This is a genomic window from Azonexus hydrophilus, assembly GCF_001956855.1.
Classification (GTDB): Bacteria; Pseudomonadota; Gammaproteobacteria; order Burkholderiales; family Rhodocyclaceae; genus Azonexus; species Azonexus hydrophilus_A.
The window spans coordinates 1-25862 of record NZ_MTHD01000002.1 but is presented as its reverse complement, the minus strand read 5'-3'; the positions used below and the strand labels follow the sequence as shown (position 1 = coordinate 25862).

Annotated in this window: 22 protein-coding genes; 14 read left to right on the top strand and 8 right to left on the bottom strand. The window is 61.5% G+C overall.

All coding sequences use genetic code 11. The annotated features are described in order from the left end of the window. The first annotated feature begins 129 nt into the window (after window positions 1-129). The 10 genes from BJN45_RS04580 (at window position 130) to BJN45_RS04535 (ending at window position 8712) form a co-directional block, all read left to right on the top strand. Window positions 130-846 carry an AzlC family ABC transporter permease gene (locus BJN45_RS04580; RefSeq protein WP_076092615.1) on the top strand — a complete coding sequence of 239 codons (717 nt, stop codon included), beginning with the start codon at window positions 130-132 and terminating at the stop codon, window positions 844-846. After that, complete coding sequence (locus BJN45_RS04575; protein WP_076092613.1) at window positions 843-1163, top strand: AzlD domain-containing protein; 321 nt, start codon at window positions 843-845, stop codon at window positions 1161-1163. The genes BJN45_RS04580 and BJN45_RS04575 overlap by 4 nt, the downstream gene beginning before the upstream one ends. A gap of 74 nt (window positions 1164-1237) precedes the next feature. Further along, entirely contained in the window at window positions 1238-2284 is a 1047-nt protein-coding gene (locus BJN45_RS04570; RefSeq protein ID WP_076094051.1) for a quinone-dependent dihydroorotate dehydrogenase, read from the top strand. Between the two features lie 74 nt (window positions 2285-2358). Further along, a complete protein-coding gene (gene rsxA / locus BJN45_RS04565; RefSeq protein ID WP_076092611.1) occupies window positions 2359-2943 on the top strand; it encodes an electron transport complex subunit RsxA in 585 nt (194 codons plus the stop codon). Window positions 2944-2948: 5 nt separating this feature from the next. Then, window positions 2949-3521, top strand: a complete 573-nt coding sequence (gene rsxB, locus BJN45_RS04560) for an electron transport complex subunit RsxB (protein ID WP_076094049.1) — start codon at window positions 2949-2951, stop codon at window positions 3519-3521. Then, window positions 3521-5248 carry an electron transport complex subunit RsxC gene (rsxC, locus tag BJN45_RS04555; protein ID WP_076092609.1) on the top strand — a complete coding sequence of 576 codons (1728 nt, stop codon included), beginning with the start codon at window positions 3521-3523 and terminating at the stop codon, window positions 5246-5248. Before rsxB ends, rsxC begins: the two co-directional genes overlap by 1 nt. Beyond that, a complete protein-coding gene (locus tag BJN45_RS04550) occupies window positions 5245-6267 on the top strand; it encodes an RnfABCDGE type electron transport complex subunit D (protein WP_076092607.1) in 1023 nt (340 codons plus the stop codon). The genes rsxC and BJN45_RS04550 overlap by 4 nt, the downstream gene beginning before the upstream one ends. Next, a complete protein-coding gene (gene rsxG / locus BJN45_RS04545) occupies window positions 6264-6932 on the top strand; it encodes an electron transport complex subunit RsxG (protein ID WP_076092605.1) in 669 nt (222 codons plus the stop codon). The genes BJN45_RS04550 and rsxG overlap by 4 nt, the downstream gene beginning before the upstream one ends. Continuing rightward, the gene (gene rsxE / locus BJN45_RS04540; RefSeq protein WP_076092603.1) at window positions 6929-7627 is read left to right on the top strand and encodes an electron transport complex subunit RsxE; all 699 of its coding nucleotides are present in this window, start codon (window positions 6929-6931) and stop codon (window positions 7625-7627) included. Before rsxG ends, rsxE begins: the two co-directional genes overlap by 4 nt. Window positions 7628-7638: 11 nt before the next feature. Further along, window positions 7639-8712 (top strand): RNA methyltransferase, encoded by a 1074-nt coding sequence (locus BJN45_RS04535; RefSeq protein ID WP_076092601.1) that lies wholly within the window; start codon window positions 7639-7641, stop codon window positions 8710-8712. Here the strand turns inward: BJN45_RS04535 and BJN45_RS04530 are convergent. The 3 genes from BJN45_RS04530 to BJN45_RS04520 are packed head-to-tail and all read right to left on the bottom strand — an operon-like array spanning window position 8677 to window position 13253. Then, entirely contained in the window at window positions 8677-11259 is a 2583-nt protein-coding gene (locus tag BJN45_RS04530) for an EAL domain-containing protein (protein WP_076092599.1), read from the bottom strand. The genes BJN45_RS04535 and BJN45_RS04530 overlap by 36 nt on opposite strands. An 8-nt stretch (window positions 11260-11267) precedes the next feature. Further along, window positions 11268-12281, bottom strand: coding sequence for a cytochrome-c peroxidase (locus tag BJN45_RS04525; RefSeq protein WP_076092597.1), 1014 nt, complete (start codon window positions 12279-12281; stop codon window positions 11268-11270). Between the two features lie 6 nt (window positions 12282-12287). After that, window positions 12288-13253, bottom strand: coding sequence for a sensor domain-containing diguanylate cyclase (locus BJN45_RS04520; protein ID WP_076092595.1), 966 nt, complete (start codon window positions 13251-13253; stop codon window positions 12288-12290). A 93-nt stretch (window positions 13254-13346) separates the two neighbouring features. Here BJN45_RS04520 and nth point away from each other — a divergent pair, with 93 nt between their 5' ends. The 4 genes from nth to BJN45_RS04500 are packed head-to-tail and all read left to right on the top strand — an operon-like array spanning window position 13347 to window position 16116. Then, window positions 13347-13979, top strand: coding sequence for an endonuclease III (nth, locus tag BJN45_RS04515; protein ID WP_076092593.1), 633 nt, complete (start codon window positions 13347-13349; stop codon window positions 13977-13979). After that, window positions 13976-15007 (top strand): FIST C-terminal domain-containing protein, encoded by a 1032-nt coding sequence (locus BJN45_RS04510; protein WP_076092591.1) that lies wholly within the window; start codon window positions 13976-13978, stop codon window positions 15005-15007. Before nth ends, BJN45_RS04510 begins: the two co-directional genes overlap by 4 nt. Then, entirely contained in the window at window positions 14988-15419 is a 432-nt protein-coding gene (locus tag BJN45_RS04505; RefSeq protein WP_076092589.1) for a DUF1841 family protein, read from the top strand. The genes BJN45_RS04510 and BJN45_RS04505 overlap by 20 nt, the downstream gene beginning before the upstream one ends. A gap of 40 nt (window positions 15420-15459) precedes the next feature. Continuing rightward, window positions 15460-16116, top strand: coding sequence for a hypothetical protein (locus BJN45_RS04500; protein ID WP_076092587.1), 657 nt, complete (start codon window positions 15460-15462; stop codon window positions 16114-16116). On the opposite strand, the gene BJN45_RS04495 is transcribed toward BJN45_RS04500, so the two are convergent. The 5 genes from BJN45_RS04495 to htpG form a co-directional block, all read right to left on the bottom strand. Beyond that, window positions 16113-16886 carry an MBL fold metallo-hydrolase gene (locus BJN45_RS04495; RefSeq protein WP_076092585.1) on the bottom strand — a complete coding sequence of 258 codons (774 nt, stop codon included), beginning with the start codon at window positions 16884-16886 and terminating at the stop codon, window positions 16113-16115. The two genes, BJN45_RS04500 and BJN45_RS04495, sit on opposite strands and share 4 nt — an antisense overlap. 75 nt (window positions 16887-16961) lie before the next feature. Then, window positions 16962-18746, bottom strand: coding sequence for a GspE/PulE family protein (locus BJN45_RS04490; protein WP_076092583.1), 1785 nt, complete (start codon window positions 18744-18746; stop codon window positions 16962-16964). Between the two features lie 46 nt (window positions 18747-18792). Beyond that, window positions 18793-23301 carry an EAL domain-containing protein gene (locus BJN45_RS04485; RefSeq protein WP_076092581.1) on the bottom strand — a complete coding sequence of 1503 codons (4509 nt, stop codon included), beginning with the start codon at window positions 23299-23301 and terminating at the stop codon, window positions 18793-18795. A 185-nt stretch (window positions 23302-23486) separates the two neighbouring features. Continuing rightward, window positions 23487-23699, bottom strand: a complete 213-nt coding sequence (locus BJN45_RS04480) for a DUF3820 family protein (protein WP_076094047.1) — start codon at window positions 23697-23699, stop codon at window positions 23487-23489. 29 nt (window positions 23700-23728) lie between these two features. Beyond that, on the bottom strand, window positions 23729-25639 hold the full coding sequence (htpG, locus tag BJN45_RS04475; protein ID WP_076092579.1) for a molecular chaperone HtpG: 1911 nt from the start codon (window positions 25637-25639) through the stop codon (window positions 23729-23731). Window positions 25640-25862 lie beyond the last annotated feature (223 nt).

The following is a 25862-nucleotide window of genomic DNA, read 5'->3' as shown; positions in this document are numbered from 1 at the left end:
AAAAACTTGCGGTCAACGTCGCCAGCAGCGGAAAAATTCTTATGAAAACTCGCATGGGCGACAGTTTAGCGTTGTCGCCGCAATCCGAGCTGTTACAAATTGTTTGCCAGCTGTTGTATCTTCGCCGCCATGTCCGCCACCTCTGATTCCTCATTCATGCTCGGCGCCCGCGAGGGCTTCGCCGCTTTCCTGCCGTTCTCCGTCGGCCTGGTGCCGTGGGCGCTGGTCATGGGCATGGCGATGACCAGCACCGGTTTCTCGCCGCTGGAAGCCATGGGCATGAACATCATCGTCTTTGCCGGTACCGCCCAGCTCGGCACGCTGCCATTGATCGCCGCCGAGGCGCCGCTGTGGCTGATCGTCGTCACCGCGCTGGCACTCAACCTGCGCTTCGTCATCTTCAGCGCCGCCATCGCCCCCGGTTTTCGTGGCGTCGGCCTGCCGGCCCGCTGGCTCTCCGGCCACCTGCTGACCGACGGCGTGTTCGCCACCTGCGTCGACCGGATGCAGCATGTCGACGACCCGCGCTGGCGGCTCGGCTATTACCTGGCGCCATCGCTGTGGTCGTGGCTGCTGTGGCAGAGCTTCACGCTGCTCGGCATCTACGCCGCCGCCATCGTGCCGAAAAGCTGGTCGCTGGAATTCATGGCGACCATCGCCCTGATCGTGTTGCTGGTACCGATGGCGCGCATCCGACCGATGCTCGTCGCAGCACTGGTCGGCGGCGGCAGTGCAACGCTGTTGCGCAACCTGCCACTGCGCCTGGGCGTGGTCGTCGCCATCGTGCTCGGCATCGCCGCCGGTTTTGCTGCAGAACATGTCGAACACCGGAGGAAACAGCAATGAACGATGTCTCACTGTGGCTGATTTTCATCCTGATCGGGCTGGCGACGACGCTGCCGCGCGCCAGCTTCATCGTCCTCGGCAACCGCGTCGCGCTGCCGGCGACACTGCAGCGCGCCCTGCGCTACGCCCCGGCCGCCGCCCTGGCGGCAATCGTCGCCCCCGACCTGCTGCTCGTCGGCGACAGCGTCGATGTGCTCAACGCCAAGCTCGGCGGCGGCATTGCCGCAGTTTTGGCTGCATTATGGTCGCGCAACCCGTGGCTGCCGTTCATCGTCGGCATGGCGGTGTTGCTCGGCCTGCGCCAATTCGGCGCTTAAGGGAAATCCACAGGCAAAACAGCCGCTTCCGGGCGGGCGCGACCGGCATCAATTGCGCTAAAATGCCGGCCACCATGATCTATCCGCTCATCCGCAAATTCTTCTTCGCGCTGGACGCCGAAAAGGCGCACGGCATCGGTCTCACCGGCATGTCCTTCCTTGAGGCGGCAGGCATGCTCGGCATCCTGGCCAAGCCTGCGCCGGCGTGCCCGGTCAAGGTCATGGGCCTGAGCTTCCCGAATCCGGTCGGCCTGGCCGCCGGCCTCGACAAGAACGGCGAGCACATCGACGCGCTGGCCGGCCTCGGTTTCGGTTTCATCGAAATCGGCACGATCACGCCGCGCCCGCAGGACGGCAATCCGAAACCGCGCCTGTTCCGCATCCCGGAAGCACAGGGCATCGTCAACCGGATGGGCTTCAACAACGCCGGTGTCGACCAGTTGCTGTTCAACGTGCGCGCGGCGAAATTCCCGAAGCGCGGCGGCATCCTCGGCATCAACATCGGCAAGAACGCGACGACGCCGATCGAGAAAGCCGCCGACGATTACCTGACCTGCCTCGACAAGGTCTACAACGACGCGAGCTACGTCGCCGTCAACATCTCGTCGCCAAATACCAAGAACCTGCGCGAACTGCAGAAGGACGAGGCGCTTGATGATCTGCTGGCGCAACTCAAGGCACGTCAGCAGGCGCTCGCCCAGCAGCACGGCAAATACGTGCCGCTGGCGCTGAAGATTGCGCCCGACCTCGACGACACGCAGATCACGGCGATTGCCGATGCGTTGCGCCGGCATCGTTTCGACGGCGTCATCGCGACCAACACCACGCTGTCGCGCGACGGCGTCGACAACCTGCCGAACGGCAACGAGACCGGCGGCCTGTCCGGCGCTCCGGTATTCCTGCGGTCGACTGCCGTTCTCGGCAAATTATCGACGGCGCTGGCCGGCGAAGTGCCGATCATCGGTGTCGGCGGCATTCTCAAGGGCGCCGACGCTGCCGCCAAGATCGACGCCGGCGCCAGCCTGGTCCAGGTCTATAGCGGCTTCATCTATCGCGGTCCGGAACTGGTTGCCGAAATCGGCCAGGCCGTCGCCCGCGCCCTGCAACAGAAAGGCGCATGAAGCCATAAACGGCGCGCGGTTGTTTGCTCAGCCGCAAAGCCCGATAATGACGGCCTTCGCTCCATCCCCAATCAATGAGCCACTACATATTCATCCTCGTCGGTGCGGTGCTGGTCAACAACGTCGTACTGGTGAAGATCCTCGGTCTTTGTCCGTTCATGGGCGTTTCCAAGAAACTGGAAACGGCTTACGGCATGGGCGCGGCAACGACCTTCGTGCTGACGCTGGCGACCGGGTCGAGCTACATCATCGATCATTTCCTGCTCATTCCGTTCGGGCTGGAATACCTGCGCACGCTGTCGTTCATCGTCACCATCGCGGCCATCGTCCAGATGACCGAAATGGTCATCGCCAAAACGTCGCCGACGCTGCAGCAGACGCTGGGCATCTACCTGCCGCTGATCACCACCAATTGCGCCGTGCTCGGCGTGCCGCTGATCAACATCGCCTACGGCTACAACTTCGTCGAATCGCTGTTGTTCGGCGCCGGCAGCGCGATCGGCTTCTCCGGCGTGCTGATCCTCTTTGCCGCCGTGCGTGAGCGCATCGAAGGCGCCGACGTCCCCCGCCATTTCCGCGGCTCGGCCATTGCGATGATCACCGCCGGCCTGATGGCGCTGGCCTTCATGGGCTTCGCCGGCCTGGACAAGTACCAGTAATGGATATCCTGCTCGCCATCGCCATCATGGCCCTAGGCGCCGTCGTCCTCGGCGCCGCGCTGGGTTTTGCGTCGATCAAGTTCAAGGTCGAAGGCGACCCGCTGGTCGAGAAAATCGAAGCCATCCTGCCGCAGACGCAGTGCGGCCAGTGCGGCTACCCCGGCTGCAAACCGTACGCCGAGGCCATCGCCAAGGGTGAATGCGACATCAACCTGTGCCCGCCGGGCGGCATGGAAGGCGTGCAGCGCCTGGCCGACCTGCTCGGGCGCGAAGTCAAGGCGCTCGAAGCCGAAGAGAAGCCGAAACAGGTGGCGATCATCGACGAGAACACCTGCATCGGTTGCACGCTGTGCATCCAGGCCTGCCCGGTCGATGCCATCGTCGGTGCCGCCAAGCAGATGCACACGATCATCGCCCAGCAATGCACCGGTTGCGAACTGTGCCTGCCGCCCTGCCCGGTTGAATGCATCCACATGGAAGTCATCCCGGAAACGCTGGACAACTGGAAATGGAAATTCCCGGTGATCGAGATCAAGTCGGCGCCGCACGATTCGGCGCCGGCCAAGGAAGCCGCGTGATGCTGAACAAGCTGTTCAAGTTCTACGGCGGGGTCAAGCCGCCGTCCAACAAGACCCTCTCCAACGCGCTGCCGATCGTCCAGGCGCCCTTGCCGTCGCGGCTGGTCGTGCCGCTGCACCAGAGCATCGGCGGCATGCCACGCCCGGTCGTCCAGGCCGGCGAACGGGTATTGAAGGGCCAGTTGATCGGTCAGGCCGACGGCTGGCTGTCGGCCGCCGTGCATGCGCCGACGTCGGGCACCGTACTTGAAGTCGCCATGCATGTCCGGCCGCATGTCTCCGGCCTCGATTCGCTGTGCGTCGTCATCGAACCCGATGGCCAGGATGAATGGATCGCCCACGGCCCGCCCGACATCGCAACGATGAGCCCGGCCGACATCTGCAATTACCTGCAGCAGCATGGCGTGGTCGGCCTCGGCGGCGCCGGTTTTCCGACCCACGGCAAGTTGACCGCAACACCCGCGGTGCCGATGGCTGAACTGATCATCAACGCCGCCGAGTGCGAACCCTACATCACCTGCGACGACCTGCTGATGCGCGAGCGCGCCGACGACATCGTGCGCGGCATCGCGGTCTTCCGCGACATGCTCAAGCCGCAAAGCGTCATCATCGGCGTCGAGGACAACAAGCCGGAAGCGATTGCCGCGATGCGTGCTGCGGTCGACGCGCAGAATGAAGCATTTTCCGTCGTTGCCGTGCCGACGCTGTATCCGGCCGGCGGCGCCAAGCAGTTGATCCGCGTGCTCACCGGCAAGGAAGTCCCGGGGTCGATGCGGTCGACCGCCGACATGGGCGTCCAGGTGTTCAACGTTGGTACCGCCTACGCCGCCTGGCGCGCCATCGGCCACGGCGAGCCGCTGATTTCGCGCATCGTCACGCTGACCGGCAATGTCCGTCAGGCACACAATGTCGAGGCGCTGATCGGCACGCCGATGAACGAACTGCTGCAACTGGCGCAGCCGCATCCGGACACCGACGGCATCATCATGGGCGGGCCGATGATGGGCTTCCTGGTGCCCAACGAGAGCGCGCCCATCGTCAAGACCAGCAACTGCCTGATCGCCCATTCCGAGCGCCTGTTCCCGCCGAAGGCACCGGAAATGCCGTGCATCCGCTGCGGCGCCTGCGCCCGCGCCTGCCCGCACGAGCTGCAGCCGTTCGAGCTGTACTGGCACGCCCGCGCCAAGGATTTCGGCAAGACCCAGCAATACAACATCTTCGACTGCATCGAGTGCGGTTGCTGTTCCTTCGTCTGCCCGTCGCGGATTCCGCTGGTCCAGTATTTCCGTTTCGCCAAGAGCGAAATCTGGGCGCGCGAACGCGAGAAGAAGGCCGCCGACGAAGCCAAGACGCGCTTCGAATTCAAGCAGTTCCGCGAAGAGCGCGAAAAGGCCGAGAAGGCTGAAAAGCTGGCCAAGGCCGCCGCCGCCCAGGCCGCCAAGAAAGCGGCGGAAGCAGCTGCGGCTGCGGCAGCCGCCGGCGATGCCCCCGACGCACCGCCGGCCGACAAAGCCCCGGATGTTGCGGTCGACCCGGCCCAGGCAGCAAAAAAGGCCGCCATCGAAGCCGCCATGGCCCGAGCCAAGGCCCAGCGTGAAGCCGCCCAGGTGAAAAATACCGATGACCTGACGCCCGAACAGGCAAAGGCCATGGCCGACATCGAAGCCCGTCGCCAGCAGGCCGGTATCGCCGAGCCGGCCACGACTACCGAAACGAAACCCGAATGATGTTCGCCCCCGCCCCCTTCCTGCTCAAGGATGCCAGCGTCAGCCAGGTGATGACCCAGGTCTGCCTGGCGCTGATTCCCGGCATCGCCGCCTACGCCTGGCTGGTCGGCCCGGCGATCCTGGTCCAGCTGGTGATCGCCTCGCTCACCGCCGTCGCCGCCGAAGCCGCGATGCTGAAGCTGCGCGGCAAGCCGCTGGCGATGTTCCTGTCCGACGGTTCGGCCATCGTCACTGCCTGGCTGATCGCCCTCACCTTCCCGCCACTGGCGCCGTGGTGGCTGGTCGTTACCGGCACGCTGTTCGCCATCGTCATCGCCAAGCATCTGTACGGCGGCCTCGGCCAGAACCCGTTCAATCCGGCGATGGTCGCCTTCGCCGCCTGCATCGTCTCGTTCCCGGCCCTGATGTCGCAATGGCCGAGCGTCGGCCTGCAGATGCCCTTGCTCGACCAGCTGAACGTCATCCTCGGCCTGGCCCCGCGCGTCGATGCGCTGTCCGGCGCGACACCGCTGGATGCGATGAAGACGGCACTGAAACTGGGCGAAGGCCAGATCGACATCGCCCACCTGCTGGCCAACCAGGACATCTACGGCAACTTCGCCGGGCGCGGCTGGGAATGGGTTGCCACAGGCTACCTGCTCGGCGGTCTGTGGCTGTGGCGGCGCAAGCTGGTCACCTGGCACGCGCCGGTCGCCTTCCTGGCGGCAATGGTGCTGGTTTCCGGAGCCCTCTGGCTGTATCAGCCGGCCAGCTTCGCCAGCCCGGTCTTCCATCTGCTGTCCGGTGGCACCATGCTCGGCGCCTTCTTCATCATCACCGACCCGGTTTCCGGCTGCACGACACCGCGCGGCAAGCTGATCTTCGGTTTCTCCGCCGGCCTGCTCGCCTACATCATCCGCGTCTTCGGCGGCTACCCGGACGGCGTCGCCTTTGCCGTGCTGCTGATGAACCTGTCGGCACCGCTGATCGACCAGCTCACCCAACCGCGCATTTTCGGCATGAAGGGCAGGCAGTCATGAGCAGCACCCCGCGCGAATTCACCGCCCCCGCGATGGCGCTGCGGACCGCAGCGATCCTTTTCGTTTTCGTCATCATATTCACCGCTTTCCTCTCTGCGGCCTACAACTGGACCCGCCCGGCGATCGAGGCTTCGGCCCTCGAAGAGAAGATGAAACTGCTGAACGAAGTGCTGCCGGCGGCCGATTACGACAACCGCCTGCTCGAAGACACGCTGACCCTGCCGGCCACGCCGGAACTCGGCCTGAAGGAGCCGAGCACGGTTTACCGCGCACGCAAGGCCGGACAGCCGGCGGCGCTGGTCTTCGAAGCGGCGGCCCCGGATGGCTATGCCGGGCGCATCAGGCTGCTGATTGCGCTGCGTGCCGACGGCACGCTGGCCGGCGTACGCGTCACCCAGCACAAGGAAACACCGGGGCTGGGCGACTACATCGATCCGCGCAAGGACAAGAACAAGGCAGCACCCTGGATCGGCCAGTTCGTCGGCCTGTCGGTCAGCGGCACCCCGGAAAAGGCCTGGCGCGTGCGCAAGGATGGCGGGCAGATCGACTACCACGCTGGTGCCACCGTCAGCCCGCGCGCGATCACCAAGGCCGTGCGCAAGGCCGTGCTGTGGGCCGACATCCGGCGCGAGCAACTGTTCTCAGAAGGAGGAGCCGCCCGATGACCCGCGACGAATTCACCACCATCGCCCACAACGGGTTGTGGAAGCAGAATACCGCGCTCGGCCAGTTGCTCGGCCTGTGTCCGCTGCTGGCCGTCAGTACCAACATCGTCAATGGCGTGATGCTGGCGCTGGCGACCATTCTGGTGATGGCGCTGGCCAACGTCGCCGTCGCCTCACTGCGCAATTTCATTCCGCACGAAATCCGCATCCCGGTGTTCATCCTCATTGTTGCAGCACTGGTCACCGTCGTTGACCTGCTATTCAACGCCAACCTGCACGAACTCTACGTGGTACTCGGCATCTTCATCCCGCTGATCGTCACCAACTGCATCGTGCTTGCCCGCGTCGAAGCCTTCGCCGCCAAGAATCCGCCGCTGAATTCGACGGTCGACGGCATTTTCATGGGCCTCGGCCTGCTGTGGACGCTGGCCGTGCTCGGCGCGATGCGCGAACTGCTCGGCAGCGGCATGCTGTTCGGTGGCATCGACATGGTTTTCCCGGGCCTCAGCCCGATCCAGGTGCTGCCCGAGTCCTATCCCGGTTTCCTGCTCGGCCTGCTGCCGCCCGGCGCCTTCATCCTGCTCGGCTGCATGATCGCCTGGAAGAACTGGATGGATGCGCGCGCCGCCGAGCGTGCCAAGCGTCAGGCACCGCCGCCCGCCGCCCCCGCCCCGACCGCCGAAGCCGGCGCCTGATCGCACACTCCATGCAGCTGGCCGATATCCGCCAGGCCCTGCGGGCGCTCGGCGCCAAGCCGGCGCACGAGGAACGCATGCTGCGCGCCTGGCTGCAGGCGAAGCCGCTGGACAGCGGCACCCGCCGGCAGGCCTCAGAAAACTGGCTGCCGCTGGCGATCCGTGAGGCACTCCCGGAACTGACCGACAAACTGGCCGCCCTTGCCCGCGTCGTCTCGGAACACCCGGGCGACGACGGCGCCCGGCTGCTGGTCGAACTGGGCGACGGCCAGACGGTCGAAAGCGTACTGCTGCCGCGCGACGGTGTCTGCATCTCGACGCAGATCGGCTGCGCCGTCGGCTGCACCTTCTGCATGACCGGCCGCGACGGCCTGCTGCGCCAGGTCGGCAGCGCCGAGATGGTCGCTCAGGTGGTGCTCGCCCGCCAGCGCCAGACCTTGCGCCGGGTGGTCTTCATGGGCATGGGCGAACCCTCGCACAATCTCGACAACGTGCTCGACGCCATTGATCTGCTCGGCACCGCCGGCGGTTTCGGGCACAAGAACCTGGTCTTCTCGACCGTCGGTGATCCGCGGGTGTTCGAGCGTCTGCCGCAGCAGCGCGTCGTCCCGGCACTGGCGCTGTCGCTGCACACCACTGACGCCGGACTGCGCACCCGGCTGCTGCCGAAGGCGCCGCCCCTGACGCCGGCCGAGCTGGTCGAGCTGGCGGAAATCTACGCTCGCCGCACCGGTTACCCGATCCAGTATCAATGGACGCTGCTCGAAGGCGTCAACGACAGTTTTGCCGAAATGGACGGCATCGTCCGCCTGCTCGCCGGCAAGTACGCGATCATGAACCTGATCCCGTACAACACGACGGCTGCGCTCGATTACCGCCGGCCGTCGACCGGGCACGTCACCGAACTGGCGCACTACCTGCACGCCCGTGGCATCCGCACGACCGTCCGCCAGTCGGCCGGCCAGGACGTCGACGGCGGCTGCGGACAATTGCGGGCACGCAGCCGCGATGGTTCGGCCGCGCCATTGCGTCGCCAGTGCCGGGCCGACTCAGGCGGCGTGGTCGAGTTGCCGACCGGCCAGTAAGGCGCCGAATTCATCGACCGGTTGCGGTCGACCGTACAAATAGCCCTGAAACTGGTCGCAACCATGCTCGACCAGATAACGCGCCTGAATTTCGTTTTCGACGCCTTCGGCAATCACCGACAGATCCAGCTCATGCGCCATGGCGATGATTGCCGAAGCCAGCCGCACCGACTCGCCATGCTCGCCGATCTGGCTGACGAAACTGCGGTCGATCTTCAGCGACTGCACCGGAAACTGGCGCAGATAGCTGAGCGATGAATAGCCGGTACCGAAATCGTCGATCGCCACCTGCACGTGCATCCGGCGCAGCGTCTGCAACACGGCGGCGGCCCGCGCCGAATTGCGCATCAGCAACGACTCGGTCAGTTCAAGTTCGATCAGTTGCGGCGGCAGGCCATATTCGGCGAGTACATGCGCCACCATGTTCGGTAGATCCTGCTGGGCAAACTGTTGTGCAGAGACGTTTATTGCCACCGGCACGACCAGCAGCCCGGCATCCAGCCAGGCGCGTTGCTGCGCGCAAACCGTGCGAATCGCCCATTCCCCGAAAGCATTGATCAAACCATTTTCCTCGGCCAGCGGGATGAACTGCTCGGGCGAGATCATCCCCCGCTCGCGATGGCGCCAGCGCATCAGCGCCTCGGCGCCGACAATCCGGCCATCCGCTGCATCGACCTTGGGCTGGTAGTACATCAGCAGTTCGGCGCGCTCCAGCGCGCCGAACAGATCGTTCTCGAGCAGCAATTCGCCGAGCGTTGCCGTGTTGATTTCCGCCGAGAAATAGCAGAACGTGTTTCGCCCTTCTTCCTTGGCGCGATACATCGCCGCATCAGCCTTGCGCAACAGTTCCGAAGCCGTTTCGCCATCTTCCGGATAAAGGGCAATGCCGGCACTGCCGCTGACCGTCAGTTCGTGCCCTGCCAGCAAATACGGCTGGCACAGCGCCGACAGTATCTTGCGACAGACATGTGCGGCATCCTGCCGGCTTTCCAGCTCCGGCAGCACGACGACGAACTCGTCGCCACCCTGCCGGCACAGCGTGTCGGTGTCGCGTAGCACGTGCAGTCCGCGCTGGGCAGCCTGGATCAGCAGCGTGTCGCCGACAGCGTGACCCAATGTGTCGTTGATGTTCTTGAAGCGATCGAGATCGATGAAGATGATCGCCATCTGCCGCTGGCCCCGTTTCGACTTGAGGATACCCTGCTCGATCCGGTCTTCCAGCAAAAGACGATTGGGCAAACCGGTCAGGGCATCGTGGTGCGCCAGGTGATGGATGCGCGCCTCGCTCTGCTTGCGTTCCGAAATATCGGTAAAGACACCGATATAGTGACCGGATTCGCCGCCATCGTCAGACACGGCGGCAATCGACAGCCATTCCGGAAAAATCCCGCCATCCTTTCGGCGATTCCAGATTTCCCCTTGCCATTGGCCGGTTTCGCGCAGCGACATCCACATCTTGCGGTAGAAGTCTTCGCCTTGACGCCCCGAATTGAGCAAGGCCGGCGTACGCCCGATGACCTCGTCGGGTGTGTAGCCGGTTATTGCACAAAATGCCGGGTTGACCGCAACAATCCGCGAATCGGCATCGGTGATCGTCATGCCTTCGGCGGCATGGGTGAAGACCGTGCCGTACAGCCGCAATTCGTCTTCGGCACGGCGCTGGGCTTCGTAACGCGCCTCCAGGTCGGCATGCGCCAGCAACAGCGCCCGCCGGTCACGCTCGATGCGGAACAGGGCATACAGCGCATAGCCGACCAGCAACATCGAGATGGCGTAGAGCAGCGTGCGGTAATAAGCAGCGGTGGCGGCTGCCGTCTGGTAAGCATCGAGATAGCTGCGCGCCAGATCTTCGTGCAGCACCGAGGTCGGCGCCCGGATGATCCGGTCGACCAGCGCCGCAACCTCCGGCCCGCGGGCCATGATGATTTCGGCATGGACCAGGACCTGCTTCATTTCCCTTCGCGCTTCATCTCCTCCCCCGTCTGCCTGCAGCCGCACCAGGCTGTCGCGCAGACTGGCGGCCTCGGCGTCATCCAGCGTACGGGTCAGGCCAAAGCCGATCAGGCGCCGGATGAAGTCCTCGAAGGCATCCGCTTGCGGCCAGGCCGGCCGGGCCAGCAAGGCATCGGCCGCCTGCGGCAGATAGAGCGTGGAATTGCGCAGGACCGAATTGGCCCGCTGGAAGCGATCGATATCGAGCGCTTTCGCCTGCCCGGCATCGATCAGCGCCTGAATCCGTGCCTCGATCCGCTGACGGTCGCCAGCATCGAGCCAGGCTGGCATCTCCCTCAACTTCACGCCGGTTTCGCGCAGCCGGCCGAGATAGTAGGCCATCCCGTCATAGTTCTGCACCAGCCCCGCGTAGCTGGCAACTACCTTCGAATTCAATTGCTCGTCGAACTGCTGGAACTGATGCAGCGTGCGGGTATAGCGATGATGCACCTCCGGCGATATTTCGCCGGCTTTGAAAAAGAGCCAGGTGAGCAAGCCGGTCAGGATTCCGATCAGCAGGATCTTCCAGGCACGGTGGGCGCGCAGCGCAGCCATCCGTCCCCTCATTGCTCGCTCGCTCTCTCCGGTATCTGTCCGGTCAGTGAATTCAGGAAGGCGACAATCGCCGTAACATCGTCGGGCAAGAGATCGCGGCCCAACTGGTAGCGGCCCATCACCGCCACCGCCGTCTCCAGCGAACTGGCCGACCCGTCGTGAAAATAGGGGGCGGTCAGCGCAACATTGCGCAGGCTGGGAACCTTGAAGACATGCCGGTCTTCCTCACGACCGGTCACATTGTAACGGCCCAGGTCGGCCTGGCTGACCGGACGGCCGGCAAAATAGTCACCGAGCACACCGAATTTCTGGAACATGTTGCCACCGACCAGCGCCCCCTGGTGACAACTGATGCAACCGAAATCGCGGAAACGGTGATAGCCGTCAATTTCCAGTTCGCCAATCGCCTGCCTGTCGCCACGCAAGAACCGGTCAAAAGGCGCGTCGACCGTCAGCAGCGACTGCTCGAAGCTGGCGATGGCATCGGCCACGTTGGCCGCAGTCAGACCATCCGGATAAGCGGCGGCAAAATCCCGGCGCATGCTGTCGTCAGCGGCCAGTCGCTCCAGCACCTGCGCCCAGGACGAGCCCATCTCCAGCGCATTGTGGATCGGTCCGGCAGCCTGCTCCTGCAGATTGGCCGCCCGACCATCCCAGAACTGCACGAAATTCAGGCTACTGTTGAAGACTGTTGGCGCATTGATCGGCCCTTCGGCGCCGTTGATGCCGAGCGAAACCCGACGCCCGTCAGCGCCCCCCAGATCAAAGCGATGGCAGGAGACACAGGCGACCGAATAATCGGCCGACAGGCGCGTATCGGTAAACAGGCGTTCGCCGAGCAATACCCGTTCAGGGGGTAGAGCAGGCAGCGGCGGCAAGGCGCGCAAGGGCTGTACGGTATCGTCAAAAACCGGCGCAAAGGCCTCCTGGATCAGCGTCGAGTCGTCGCGTGATGGACGGGAAAACCACGCCGAACCTAGCACGATAACCAGCAGCAACACAGATGCAACTATTTTCTTCATATCAGCCTAGGCCTGCACAACGCAGTTTTTCCCCTGTCGCTTGGCAGCATAAAGTGCCTCGTCAGCGCGCCGGATGAATGTCTGCTCATCCTCTCCCCGCTGCCACTCGGCGACACCGATGCTGACGGTGGCGGAAATCGTCTCGCCACCGGCCGCCGGCAAACGAACGGCGGCAAATCCGCTGCGCAATCGCTCCGCCAGTGCCATCGCGGCAGCGCTGCCGTTTTCCGGCATCAGGACGATGAATTCCTCGCCCCCGTAACGATAGGCGGTATCGCTGCTTCTCAGGCAATCAGCCACAACCTTTGCCAGCGCCTGTAAAACCCGGTCGCCTTCGAGATGACCGAAACGATCATTGATCACCTTGAAATCATCGCAATCGAGAACCAGCAGTGACAACGGCCGGCCATAGCGCTCGGCCCGGTCGATTTCCTGTACCAGGCTTTCCCACAGCGAACGCGAGTTGCGCAACCCGGTCAGCGCATCAGTCCGGCTCAACTCACGGTAGCGCTCCTCGCTGGCGCGCAATGCCTCTTCGGCACGCCGGCGCTCGGTAATGTCCTGCAAGGTCTCGATGGCACCGACGATCTCCCCGGCGTCATTACGAATCGCCGCCGCGGTGAAGAACAGCCAGCGGCCAACGTCGCCGAATGCCGGGAAGAAATCCTCGGCCTCGTAAGCGCCCTCAATCAGATCGGAACGCCTGAATTTTCCGTGATAGAACTCGTCGACCACAGCATCCATGGCCCCGTCGATGATCAGGTCAGCCATGATCGGACGTGGATCGGGATAAAAGGCTCGCCACTGCTCCCGGGTACCGACGATTTCCTCTGCCGGTACGCCAGTCATGACGGCACAGGCCCGATTCCAGTGAGTCACGCGATGCGCCGCATCGATGACGATGGTGGCAACCGGATTACCGTCGATTAGTTGCGCGAGGGCTATTTTTCCCCCGTTCGTTGTGAGGTACATAAACCCTCGTGGTTTCTCCGTCGGTTAGAATCGTCTTTACTGCAATATCGCGCATTCCTGAGACAGTTACAATCCCCCGAACAGCCTCCCGCCGTGAAAAAATCCGTCGTCGAACAGTTCTACCAGCGCCTGCGCGAAAACAATCCCGCACCGACCACCGAACTGGATTACGCCAGCCCTTTCCAGTTGCTGATCGCCGTCATCCTGTCGGCGCAGGCGACCGACGTCGGTGTCAACAAGGCAACCGCCCGCCTCTTTCCCGTCGCCCCGACGGCCGAAACCATGCTGGCCCTCGGTGAGGCGACGCTGACCGACTACATCAAGACCATCGGCCTCTACCGTACCAAGGCCAGAAATGTCATCGCCACCTGCCGGATACTGGTCGAACAGTACGGTGGCGAAGTCCCGGCAGACCGTACCGCGCTGGAAGCCCTGCCCGGCGTCGGCCGCAAGACCGCCAATGTGGTCTTGAACACGGCTTTCGGCCAGCCGACCATTGCCGTCGATACGCACATTTTCCGGCTCGGCAACCGCACCGGACTGGCCCCCGGAAAAACCGTGCTCGACGTGGAAAACAAGCTGCTGCGCGTCACCCCCCGGGAATTCATGAAGGATGCACACCACTGGCTGATCCTGCACGGCCGTTATGTCTGCAAGGCGCGCAAACCGGAATGCAGCCGCTGCTGTGTCGTCGACCTGTGCGAATTCCGGGGCAAGACAGTGTGATCGTCGCCAGCGGACAAGCCACCGGCCCCGCCCCGCTGCCGGCGCTAGCCGAAAGGGCGGTACAGGATGCGCTGGAACGGGCGGGCATCACCCGGGCCGAGCGCGTCCTGCTGCTGCTCAGCAAGGACTTTTGCCGCCAGGGAGCAGCAGCCCTGCGCGCAGCCGCCGGCGCCGCCGCCTGCCTGCAGATATCGGGTTGCACGGCAAACGGTTTGCTGACCGAGACGGGCTGGCAGATCGATCAACCGGCAGCGGCGGCACTGGTTTTTGCCCACCATCCATGTGTGCCAGGCGAAGATGAATCACCGCTACTGTCCTTCAGCGGGCAGGGGCGACTGGCCTGGGACTGGCTCGACGACACACCACGTGCCGGACTGGTCGATAGCGATGCAAACGCCTGGCAACAGGCGCGCGAATGCGGTGATGCGCGCAGCACGCTGGCGCTGCCGGGATGGCATGGCACACCGCTGTTGTCGCGTGGGCTGCGCTGGCTGGGCGAGACACAGGAGGTCACCGCCGCAGACGCCCACGAATTGCGCCGGCTCGGCACCGGGACAGCCGTCGACAGCCTGCTGCGCGCACTGCCCGGTGACTTGCGCGCCCGGCCGCCGCTGCATCAACTGACGCTGGTCCGCGCAGACCGGCTTCCCGGCATCGGCATCCTGTCGCTCAACAGCGATGGCTCGCTGACACTGGGCAGTCCGTTGCAGGCTGGCGACATGGTGACCTGGGCGATTCGCCAGCCACTGGCGGCGGAGCAGGAAATCCGTCAACAGTTCGCAGCTGCGGTCGACGCCGGAAAACGCCCGGAATTCGCCCTTATGTTCTCCTGCATCGGCCGCGGTCCGCTGTTCTATGGCAACGACGATCGCGACCTGCTTGCCTTTCGCGAACACTTTCCGCAAGTGCCGCTGCTCGGCGCCTACGGCACCGGCCAGATCGTTCCCGGCGACAAGGGCAACCAATTGTTCCAGAATACCGTCCTCACCCTGCTCTACGAAAGAAGCAATGTTCAATCCCACCCGTGACCAGGTCCGCGAGTTTTTCTGTTCGGCCTGGAAAAAGCATGTCGAACGCCTGCCACTGGTCGGTGCCGAAGTCACCGCTGCCGACATCGCCGCCCGCCATCCGGAATACCATGCCCTGCTCGCCAATCCCGACGCAGCACTCAACCAGGAATGGGCACCGGAAAGCGGCCAGATGAATCCTTTCCTGCACCTGTCGCTGCATCTGGCCATCCACGAACAGACCAGCATCGACCATCCGCCGGGTATTCGTGCCGCCTTTGACCAGTTGCGTGCGCGCATGGACGCCCATGACGCCGAACACGTGCTGCTCGAGTGCCTGGGCGAAACGATCTGGCGCGCCCAGCGCGAAGGTCAGCCGATGGATGCACTGGCCTATGTCGATACGATACGCCGCAAGGCCAGTCTGCTTTAAAATCCGGCTGTCTGCGGTCAACCGCCCAACGGGAGCAAAAATGCAACGTCGAAGCCTGCTGAAGAGCCTGGTCGCACTGACCCTCGCCGAACGACTGGACTTCCTGCACGGCGCCTGGGCGGCCGGCAACAAACTGGCAGCACCGGGGTTCTACAAGATCCGCGGTCAGGTCAGCATCAACGGCCAGCCGGCACGCGAAGGCATGCTGGTCAATGCCGGCGACACCATCGTCACCGGCCCGGGCAGCGAGGCCATCTACGTGATCGGCCAGGATGCCTACCTGCAACGCGACAACTCGGCCGTCGCCGTCGCTGGCGACATCCTGAAAAGCGGCCTGCGCGTACTCAATGGCAAACTGCTGTCGGTATTCGGCAAGGGCAACAAGCGGATCGAGACAGCGACCGCCACCATCGGCATCCGCGGCACCGGCTGCTACCTCGAAGCCAGCGCGGAAAAGACCTATTTCTGCCTGTGCTACGGCCTGGCCGACATCGCGCTGGCCAGGGACAGCCAGTCGGTACGCACCGTGCAAACCACGCACCACGAGCAACCGCTTTACCTGCATGCCGATCCTCGCCAAGGCATGGCCATGGCGCCAATGGTCAATCACAGCGATACCGAACTGGTCATGCTCGAAAATCTGGTTGGCCGCCTGCCGCCCTTTGTCGGCTTGCCGAGCTATGGCAGCTATCGCTAGTGAGGCACCTGGTAGCTGTTCTGCGTCATCAGGTCGACACCGCACTCGATGCCTTCGACCCAGGAAATGAAATCCCCGACCGCCTGCTTGCCGACAAAACGCGAGCCGTGCTGCGGCACGATCTGCTCGATATCGAGCTGGCGCACCATGTTGGCCCAGAAACGGCAGACCTTGCGTGACACGATGTAGCGTTTGTGAAACCCTTCCATGTAACGCACATGGCTGTAGAAATCCGTAACCGGCGTGGCCGCCTGTTCATGCGTGACCAGCGAAGCCCCGAGATCGCCGGAAAAGAGGATCTTGGCCACCGGATCGTAGAACTGGAAGTTGCCCTCCGCATGCATGAAGTGCGCTGGTAGTGCGAGAATTTTGCTCTGCCCCAACTGAATCACCGTACCCTGGTCGGGAATGCCGAGAATGCGCTGCGAAACATCCTTGCCGGTGGTGAAGTGCGGGACGAAACGCGTCCACAGGGACGAGATCATGACCTTGCAGTGCGAGGCAACAAACCATTTGTTGACCGACGCGATGATGTCCGGATCCGGATGCGATGCCAGGATGAAATCGAGATCCTTGGACGAGAAATATTTCTGCATGTCCATCAGGAGGCCGGTATAGGTCATGTTGCCACCAGGATCGACCAGCGCACCATGTCCGTGATCGACGATCAGGAACTGGTTGCACTGGACAGCACCACCCGGTGAATCATCGACCAGATCGTAAAAGGCGTGGACGATGTGCTTGCCGTCATTGAACAATTCAACTGCCATAACCCCTCCTGCTGACAAGGGTATGGATTATCCGCCCACTACCGCTTTGTGACTAGTCCGAAAGAGGTAGGATTCCTAATTGTCATCGGCTGGCGGCACTTGCTTGATCAATTCCTCGATGGTCGTCATCCCCTGCGCAACCTTCAGCGCCCCGGATACCCGCAAGGGGCGCATGCCTTCGCGGAAAGCCTGCTCCCGGACCCGGGGAATTTCCGTGCCGGGTTTGATCAGGCGACGGACTTCGGGCGAATTGAGCAGGATCTCGTACACACCGATACGCCCGCTGTAGCCCGTCATCCGGCACTCCAGGCAGCCGACCGCATGATGCACGTGCGTAGGTTCTGCTGCCTTCCAGGGATGTACGAGCGAGCGCCAGGCAGCACGCTCCTCCTCGTTGATCGGCTCACTCTTCTTGCAATGCGGGCACAGCGTCCGTATCAGGCGCTGCGCCATGATGCCGAGCAGCGTGGAGTTGATCAGGTAAGCCGGCACGCCGAGATCCAGCAACCGGGTAATAGCGGATGGGGCGTCGTTGGTGTGCAGGGTCGACAGCACGAGATGTCCGGTCAACGCTGCCTGAATGGCCATTTCTGCAGTTTCCAGATCGCGGATTTCACCGATCATGATGATGTCCGGATCCTGGCGCATCAGGGCGCGCACACCGTCGGCAAAGTTCAGCCCGATACCGTGGTGCACCTGCATCTGGTTGAAGGCTGGCTCAACCATCTCGATCGGGTCCTCGATCGTGCACACGTTGACCTCCGGGGTCGCCAGCTGCTTGAGCGTGGTATACAAGGTCGTCGTCTTGCCGGAGCCTGTCGGGCCGGTAACCAGCACGATACCGTTCGGTGCCGCCGTCATTTGCTGCCAGCGCGTCTGGTCCTCCTGCGAGAAACCCAGCGATCGGAAATCGCGCACCAGAACTTCCGGATCGAAGATGCGCATCACCAGTTTTTCACCGAAAGCTGTCGGCAAGGTGGACAGGCGCAGTTCGACTTCCTGCCCGCCCGGCGTCCGGGTCTTGATCCGGCCATCCTGCGGCCGTCGCTTCTCGATCACGTCCATGCGTCCGAGCAGCTTGATCCGGCTGGTCATCGCGTTCATCACCGTCATCGGTATCTGGTACACCTGATGCAGCACGCCGTCGATGCGAAAGCGGACGATGCCGAGATCACGCCGTGGCTCGATATGAATGTCCGAAGCGCGCTGGTCGAATGCGTACTGCCACAACCAATCAACGATGTGGACGATATGCTGGTCATTGGCGTCGAACTGGCGATTCCCCTTCCCCAGTTCCACGAGTTGCTCGAAGCTCGACAGTCCGGCAGTACTCTCGCCCCGGGCTGCCGCTTTCTTGACCGACTTGGCCAGGCTGAAGAATTCGACCAGATAACGGCTGATATCCTCGGGATTGGCCATCACCCGCCGGATATCCTTGCGCAGGATCTGGCGCAACTCAGCAACCCATTCGCTGACGAACGGCTCGGCCGTCGCGATGATGATCTCGCGCGCCGTCACCTGCACCGGCAGGATGCTGAAACGGGCAGCGTAGGCACTCGACATCACCTCGGAGACACCGGTGAAATCGATCTTGAGCGGATCGATATGGAGGTAGTCAAGCCCACAACGGGCTGCCAGCCATTCAGTCAGCGCATCGAGCGACAGCATTTTCTGCGGCGGGCGCGAACTACGCCACTTCTGCTCGGCAATGACCAGCAGCGGATGCTGCTTGTCGCCGTGCAGGCGCCGCTCAAGCTTCAGGGATTCAGCGGCGGCAGCATCAACAATGCCGTCCGTCACCAGCATCTCGAGCACTTCGACCAGATTGATTCGATGTTCCCGGATCGCTGTTTCTGTCATCGGTGGACTCGTCCTTCATCATCCGGAAAAAATGTGGGAAGCCCTGTTAACGGGCGTTGAATCCCTTCACCAGATCGTCCGGCATCATCGGTCTGGCAAACAAATAACCCTGGCCGATATTACATCCGATTTCGCGCAGGACCGCCAACTGCTCCTCACTCTCGACCCCTTCGGCAACAACCGAGAAGCCGAGGGTTTGCGACATGGCCATGATGGTCTGGGCAATCGCCCGGTCATCCAGATTCTGCGCGATGTCAGCAACGAATGACTTGTCGATTTTGAGCTCGTCCAGGGCAAACCGTCGCAGATAGGCGAGCGACGAGTAGCCAGTGCCGAAATCGTCGATGCTGAGCTGGATACCCAATGTTTTCAACTCACGCAGCATCTGCTGCACGCGCTCGACATTGTCGAGCAGTGCCGTCTCGGTCAGTTCGATGACGATTCGCGTTGCATCAAGGCGGTAGTGGCCAAGCAAACGGCGCATCAATGCCGGCAGATTGGTTCGCCGTAACTGGTCAGCGGAGACATTGATCGAAACCCGGGGAACCTGATGCCCCTGGGCAATCCATAGTGCCATCTGGCGGCAGGCAGTTGCTGCCACCCATTCACCAACCTGATCGATCATGCCGCTCTTTTCCGCCATCGGAATGAACTTCATCGGCGGAATCAGGCCATCTTCAGGATGCTGCCAGCGCAGCAGCGCCTCGACCCCGACCAGGCGACCGGTCGCGATATCGATCTGGGGCTGATACATCAGGAACAACTCGTTGCGCTCGATCGCACCGCGTAGACCGGTTTCGATCTTCAGACGCTCGTCAGCTGCCTGCTTCAATTCGTCGGTAAAGAAGTGATGCGTGCTCCGGCCGCTGTCCTTGGCCTGATACATCGCGCTGTCGGCATTCTTGAGCAGGGTTTCGGCATCAAGCCCGTCATTGGGGAAAAGGCAAATCCCGATGCTGGCGCTGGGATAAACACTCTGCCGACCGATCAGATGAGGTCTTTCCATGGCTTCGGCAACGCGGCGCGCCGTCATTTCGGCATCCTCGGCCGATGCGTCTTCCAGCAACATGGCGAATTCATCACCGCCAAACCGGGCCACGGTATCCGAGCCACGCACGCACTCACGCATGCGCCGGGCGATTTCAATGAGCAGGTCATCGCCTGCGGCATGGCCCATCGAATCATTGACCACCTTGAAGTTGTCGAGATCGATGAACAGCACGGCAAAGGTGGAATCGGTCCGGGTCGTGCGCGCCACGGCCTGGCGGACCCGGTCGAGAAACAGTGCCCGATTGGGCAGGCTGGTCAGTTCATCGTGAGTTGCCAGAAACTCGACCCGGCGTTGCGATTCCTTGACGATTGTAATGTCGCTGAAGATGCCGACAAAATTGACCACCTTGCCCTCGGAATCCTTGACCGAGTTGATGGTCAACCACTCCGGGTAAATCTCGCCATTCTTGCGCCGATTCCACACCTCGCCTTGCCACCATCCCTGGTTCTGCAAACGCGACCACATCTCCAGGTAAAACTCCTTGTCATGCTTGCCCGACGCCAGCACCGCCGGTGTCTTGCCGATGACCTCTTCACCTGAAAAACCAGTAACCTGGGTAAATGCCTCGTTGACCGTAAGAATGATCTGCTTGGCATCGGTCACAACAATGCCCTCGCCGGCCCGGTCGAAAACACGGGCAGCCAGACGCAACTGGTCTTCTGCATGCTTGTGTTCGGTCACATCGACCGACTGGGTGCAGATGCTGTATACCGTTCCATCCTCGGTCAGCAACGGGAAACGGATTGAATGCAGGAAACGGTCGCCCACCGACGGGAAAGACAGGTGATCCTCGAATTCAAGCGCCTTGCGCTGGCGGACGACATCAAGCTCCTTGGCCCGGAAATCATCGGCCACTTTCCGTGACAACACCTTGGCATCGGTCTTGCCGATGACTTTTTCGGCGTTTACGTCGAAGAACGTCTCGAACTGACGATTGACGAACTCGTAGCGACCTGCCAGATCCTTCAACGTGATGATCGATGTCGAATTATTCATGATCGCCAGCAGCATTTCGCGATTCTTTGTCAGCTCCCGTTCAGCAACCAGGCGTTCGGTATGGTCCAGCATCACCAGAATCGCTCCACGACCACCCCGCATCTTGGTTTCATAAGGGGAAACGTGCAGCAGATAATGACGCTCGCTGGAAAAAACCGGGCCTTCCACCGGCCGGTTGGACTCGATGGCCTGACGAACCAGCCCGGAAAAATCCTGCATGCCAGGCGGTAAACGCAGCATCGTCATGGGTTGCTTGATCGATGCGGAAGACAAGGAAAACAGTGCGGCAGCCGGACTGTTGAAACGCGACAAGCCAAGATCCTCATTGCACACGAGAATCGGAAAACCAACGCTGTTCTGGATATTTTCCAGGTCGTTCAGGGTATCGGCCAGTTCGCCGGTTCTGACCTGTAATTCCTCGTTGACCGTAGTCAGCTCTTCATTGGTGGACTGCAGTTCCTCGTTGGCCGCTTCCAGTTCCTCATTGGATGACTGGAGCTCCTCATTCGCTGCAACCACCTCTTCGTTGAGAGCCTGCATTTCCTCGTTCGAGGTCTCCAGTTCCTCGATTACCGTCTGCAGGCGCTCCCTGGTCGATACCAGTTCGTCTTCAAGCTCGCGGACATTTCTCCCGTCCTCGGCCACGGCACTCGTTGCTGCCCCGTTGGCGTCCACGGTTTCCAGCGGCGGCAGTATCTCGAACGACACCAGGAAGAAAGGGCTGACAACCCCGCGCTCGAGCGCATGCACTGCCAGGCGTATGTCGCGCTGACCATCCAGCGTCTTGATCGAATGCCGCCGGCCAAACACCGACTCCTGCTTGTGTTCGGCCTGATGCTGCAGCAATTGCAGGTCGGCCCGCATCTCCCGGCGCAACAGATGTTGCAGGTTGAAATTCGGCTTTCCCGGAAGAACGGTCAGATACTGGCTGACATCGCCGTGAATCTGCAGGATATCGAAGTTGCTGTTGATCAATACCGATGCCGGGACATAGCGCCGCACCGCCGCATCCAGCAAGCGCCGTTCGGCGTCAGGCGCAACAGCCGGCGCGGTGCGTTCGACATTTTCCGGCAAGCGGAATGACGGCATCGTCATGCGCGACTCACCATCGCGTCGACGATAAATGCGTGCTGACTTGTCGACAACATCGTACAGCGACTCTTGCTGGAAAATACCTTCCGACTGACCGAGGAACAGGATGCCGCCGGGATTCAGGCCATAGTGGAAGGTCGCCAGCACCTTGGCCTGCGGATCGTTCTGGAGATAAATCAGGAGATTGCGACAACTCACCACGTCAAGACGCAGAAACGGCGGATCCTGAATGATGTCCTGACGGGCAACGACGACCATGTCACGAATATGACGGGCAACTTCCAGACGATTGCCAACCTTCTGGAAATAACGCACGACCAGTCCAGGCTCCAGATCGGCCAGTGCGCTGTCGGCATAGGATCCCTTGCGGGCAATGGCCAGCGCGTTCAGGTCGATGTCGGTCGCAAATATCTGGATCCGGTATTGCGTGACGCTCGGCCCGAGTGTTTCGGCAATGATGATGGCGATGGTATATGCCTCTTCGCCGGTCGCACAACCGGGAACCCAGACCCTGATTTCATCACCTGGTTGCTTGGCTTGCAGGATGCTTCGCAGCATTTCGCGCAATGCTTCGAATGATTCGGGATCGCGAAAAAAGGCTGTGACCGAGATCAGGATATCCTTGCCCAGATGCTCCAGCTCCTCGGGACTGGCATCGACCAATGTCAGATAATCATTGAGACTGACCACATGCTTTGCCGCCATGCGTCGCTCGATACGCCGCCACAAGGTACCTTCCTTGTAGCCCGAAAAATCGATACGCGTCTGCTGCTTGACCTTCATCAGCAATTTTTTCAGCGCCGTTGCCGCCACCGGTGGCTTTGTCGTTACCGTGACCGTGCCATGCGAACGTGCGATGATCGCAATTTCCTCGGCAATGCCGTCAGGCGTCAATACCCAGTCTACGCAACCCGTATCAATCGCCGATTGCGGCATTCCGGCATACTTTGCGCTCTGCGGATCCTGGGCAAAGGTATACCCCCCTGCGGCCTTGATATCCCGCAAACCTGCAGCGCCATCACTGCCAGTACCCGAGAGCACGACGCCAATGGCATCCTCGATTTTTTCGGCCGCCAGCGAGGTGAAAAAGACATTGACCGAAGGCCGCGGCATGGCCTCACGCGGTCCCTCGATCAGGACGAAACAACCATCCTTGATGATCACGTTGCGGCTGGCCGGTGCTACGTAAATGGTATCCGGCTCCGGCTGTCCACCATGTTCAACTTCCTGCACCGCCATGGCCGTCTCGCGCCCAAGCAATTGCACCATCATGCTGCGATGGGTCGGCGAAAGATGCTGAAGCACCACGTATGAAATACCGAGATTGGTCGGCAGGGCAGCTATCAATGCTGACAGTGCCTCAAGCCCGCCTGCAGAAGCACCTATCCCGACCAGGTAAGGGCGTAGTGGAGGCAAGCTTCCAGACTTGGCCTTGCGGGGAGCACTCTTGCGTTTTCGTGGCACCGCTACCGATTCAATGGGATCGGCTTTTTTCTTGTCAGTTGTGGTCTTAGGCATCGAGTGAGCTGGAGTTTGTTGGTGGCAATAGCCCTTAATCCCCCAAGAGCAACAGGACTATAACGTAAAACCCCCAGCAGGACTCAGTGTTTGCGCAGTGGTTCAAGCAGTCCGGCCAGTGCGTTATGGTCGAGCTCGTACATGAGCGCGAGCAAGCGCCCCAGCTCTCCCTGCGGAAACCCCTCCCGGGCAAACCAGGCAAGATAGTGCCCTGGAAGATCGGCAATCAGCCGCCCCTTGTATTTTCCGTAGGGCATAGTTCGCGTCACCAGCAACTCGAGATCAGCAGGCTTCATATGAAAAACGGGGCCGTAGCCCCGCTCCATTACTTGGCCGAGATGGCCATCATCAAATCATTGATCCGTTTGACGAATCCAGCCGGATCATCGAGCTGGCCGCCTTCAGCCAGCGTCGCCTGCTCGAAGAGCAGGGCTGCCCAGTCATCGAAACGAACTTCTTCGTATTTCAGACGTTGCACGACAACATGATTCGGGTTGATTTCGAGAATCGGCTTGACGTTCGGCGCCGCCTGACCCGCGGCCTTCAGCAGGCGCGCCAGATTGCCTGACGGGTCGTGCTCGTCGGAAACCAGGCAAGACGGCGAATCAGTCAGACGATACGTTACGCGTACATCCTTCACCTTCTCACCCAGTGCGGCCTTCACCTTTTCCAGCAAATCCTTGTACTCGTCGGCGGCCTTTTCGGCCTCCTTCTTCTCTTCCTCGTCTTCCAGCTTGCCGAGATCGAGTCCGCCTTTGGCGACGGATTGCAATTGCTTGCCATCAAACTCGGTCAGATGTCCAACCACCCATTCGTCAACTCGGTCGGAGAGCAACAGTACTTCAATCCCCTTCTTTCTGAAGATTTCGAGGTGCGGGCTGTTCTTCGCTGCATTGAAGGTATCGGCCGTAACGAAGTAGATCTTTTCCTGGCCTTCCTTCATTCGGCCAATGTAATCGGCCAGAGAGACAGTCTGTTCCGGAGTGTCATTGTGGGTCGACGCAAAACGGATCAGCCCGGCAATCTTTTCCTTGTTGGCATGATCCTCGCCAACACCTTCCTTCAACACGGCACCAAAAGCCGCCCAGAATTGCGAGTACTTTTCCTTGTCGTTCTCGGCCAGATCTTCCAGCATGCCAAGCACCTTGCGCGTGCAACCGCTGCGGATACCATCGATATCCTTGCTCTGCTGCAGGATTTCACGCGACACATTGAGCGGCAGATCGGCCGAATCAACGACACCGCGGACAAACCGCAGGTAGAGCGGCATCAGCTGTTCGGCATCGTCCATGATGAAGACACGGCGCACGTAGAGCTTGATGCCATGGCGGGCATTGCGGTCCCACAGGTCGAACGGGGCACGCGCCGGGATATAGAGCAACTGTGTGTATTCCTGCTTGCCTTCGACGCGGGCGTGGGTCCAGGCCAGCGGATCCTCGAAATCATGGGCGACGTGCTTGTAGAACTCCTTGTACTGGTCATCGGTGATTTCGGACTTGCCGCGCACCCACAGCGCATTGGCCTGATTGACGGTTTCGTCTTCATCAGTGACGACTTGCTCGCCCTTCTCCTGGTTCCACTCCTCCTTCTGCATCACGATCGGCAGCGTGATGTGATCGGAGTACTTGCGGATGATCGATTTCAGTTTCCAGGCACTGAGGAACTCATCTTCCCCTTCCCGCAGATGCAGGATGACATCGGTCCCGCGACTGGCCTTCTCGACCATCTCGACGGTGTATTCACCCTCGCCGCCCGATTCCCAGCAGACGGCCTGATTCGATTCAAGGCCCGCGCGACGTGACACCACGGTAACCCTGTCGGCGATGATGAAGGAAGAGTAGAAACCGACACCGAACTGGCCGATCAGATGGGCATCCTTGGCCTGGTCACCGGTCAATGCCGTGAAGAATTCCTTGGTGCCGGATTTGGCGATGGTACCAAGATGGGCGACGGCCTCATCACGGCTCAAACCGATGCCATTATCGGAAACCGTGATGGTGCGCGCTGCCTTGTCGAAAGAGACACGAATCCTGAGTTCGCTGTCATCGCCATACAGCGCACTGTTGTTCAGCGCTTCAAAGCGCAGCTTGTCGCAGGCATCGGAAGCATTCGAAACAAGCTCGCGCAGGAATATCTCCTTGTTGCTGTACAAGGAGTGAATCATCAATTGCAGCAGTTGTTTGACTTCGGCCTGGAAACCCAGGGTTTCGCGATTTGCGGTGGCAGATTCGGACATGCGTGAAACTCCAAAGGACAGTAATGTGTCCCCGAAGATGGGGGCATCCCAAGGAATTTCAAGCCCGAGAGCAACGGATCTGATTAATTTTCTGTTGAGTAGACGCAAAAACCCCCTGCTGGTATGAGCAGGGGGTTTTGTAATGGGAGCCTGGCGGTGACCTACTTTCGCGAGCGGAAGCTCACTATCATTGGCGCTCATCTGTTTCACGGTCCTGTTCGGG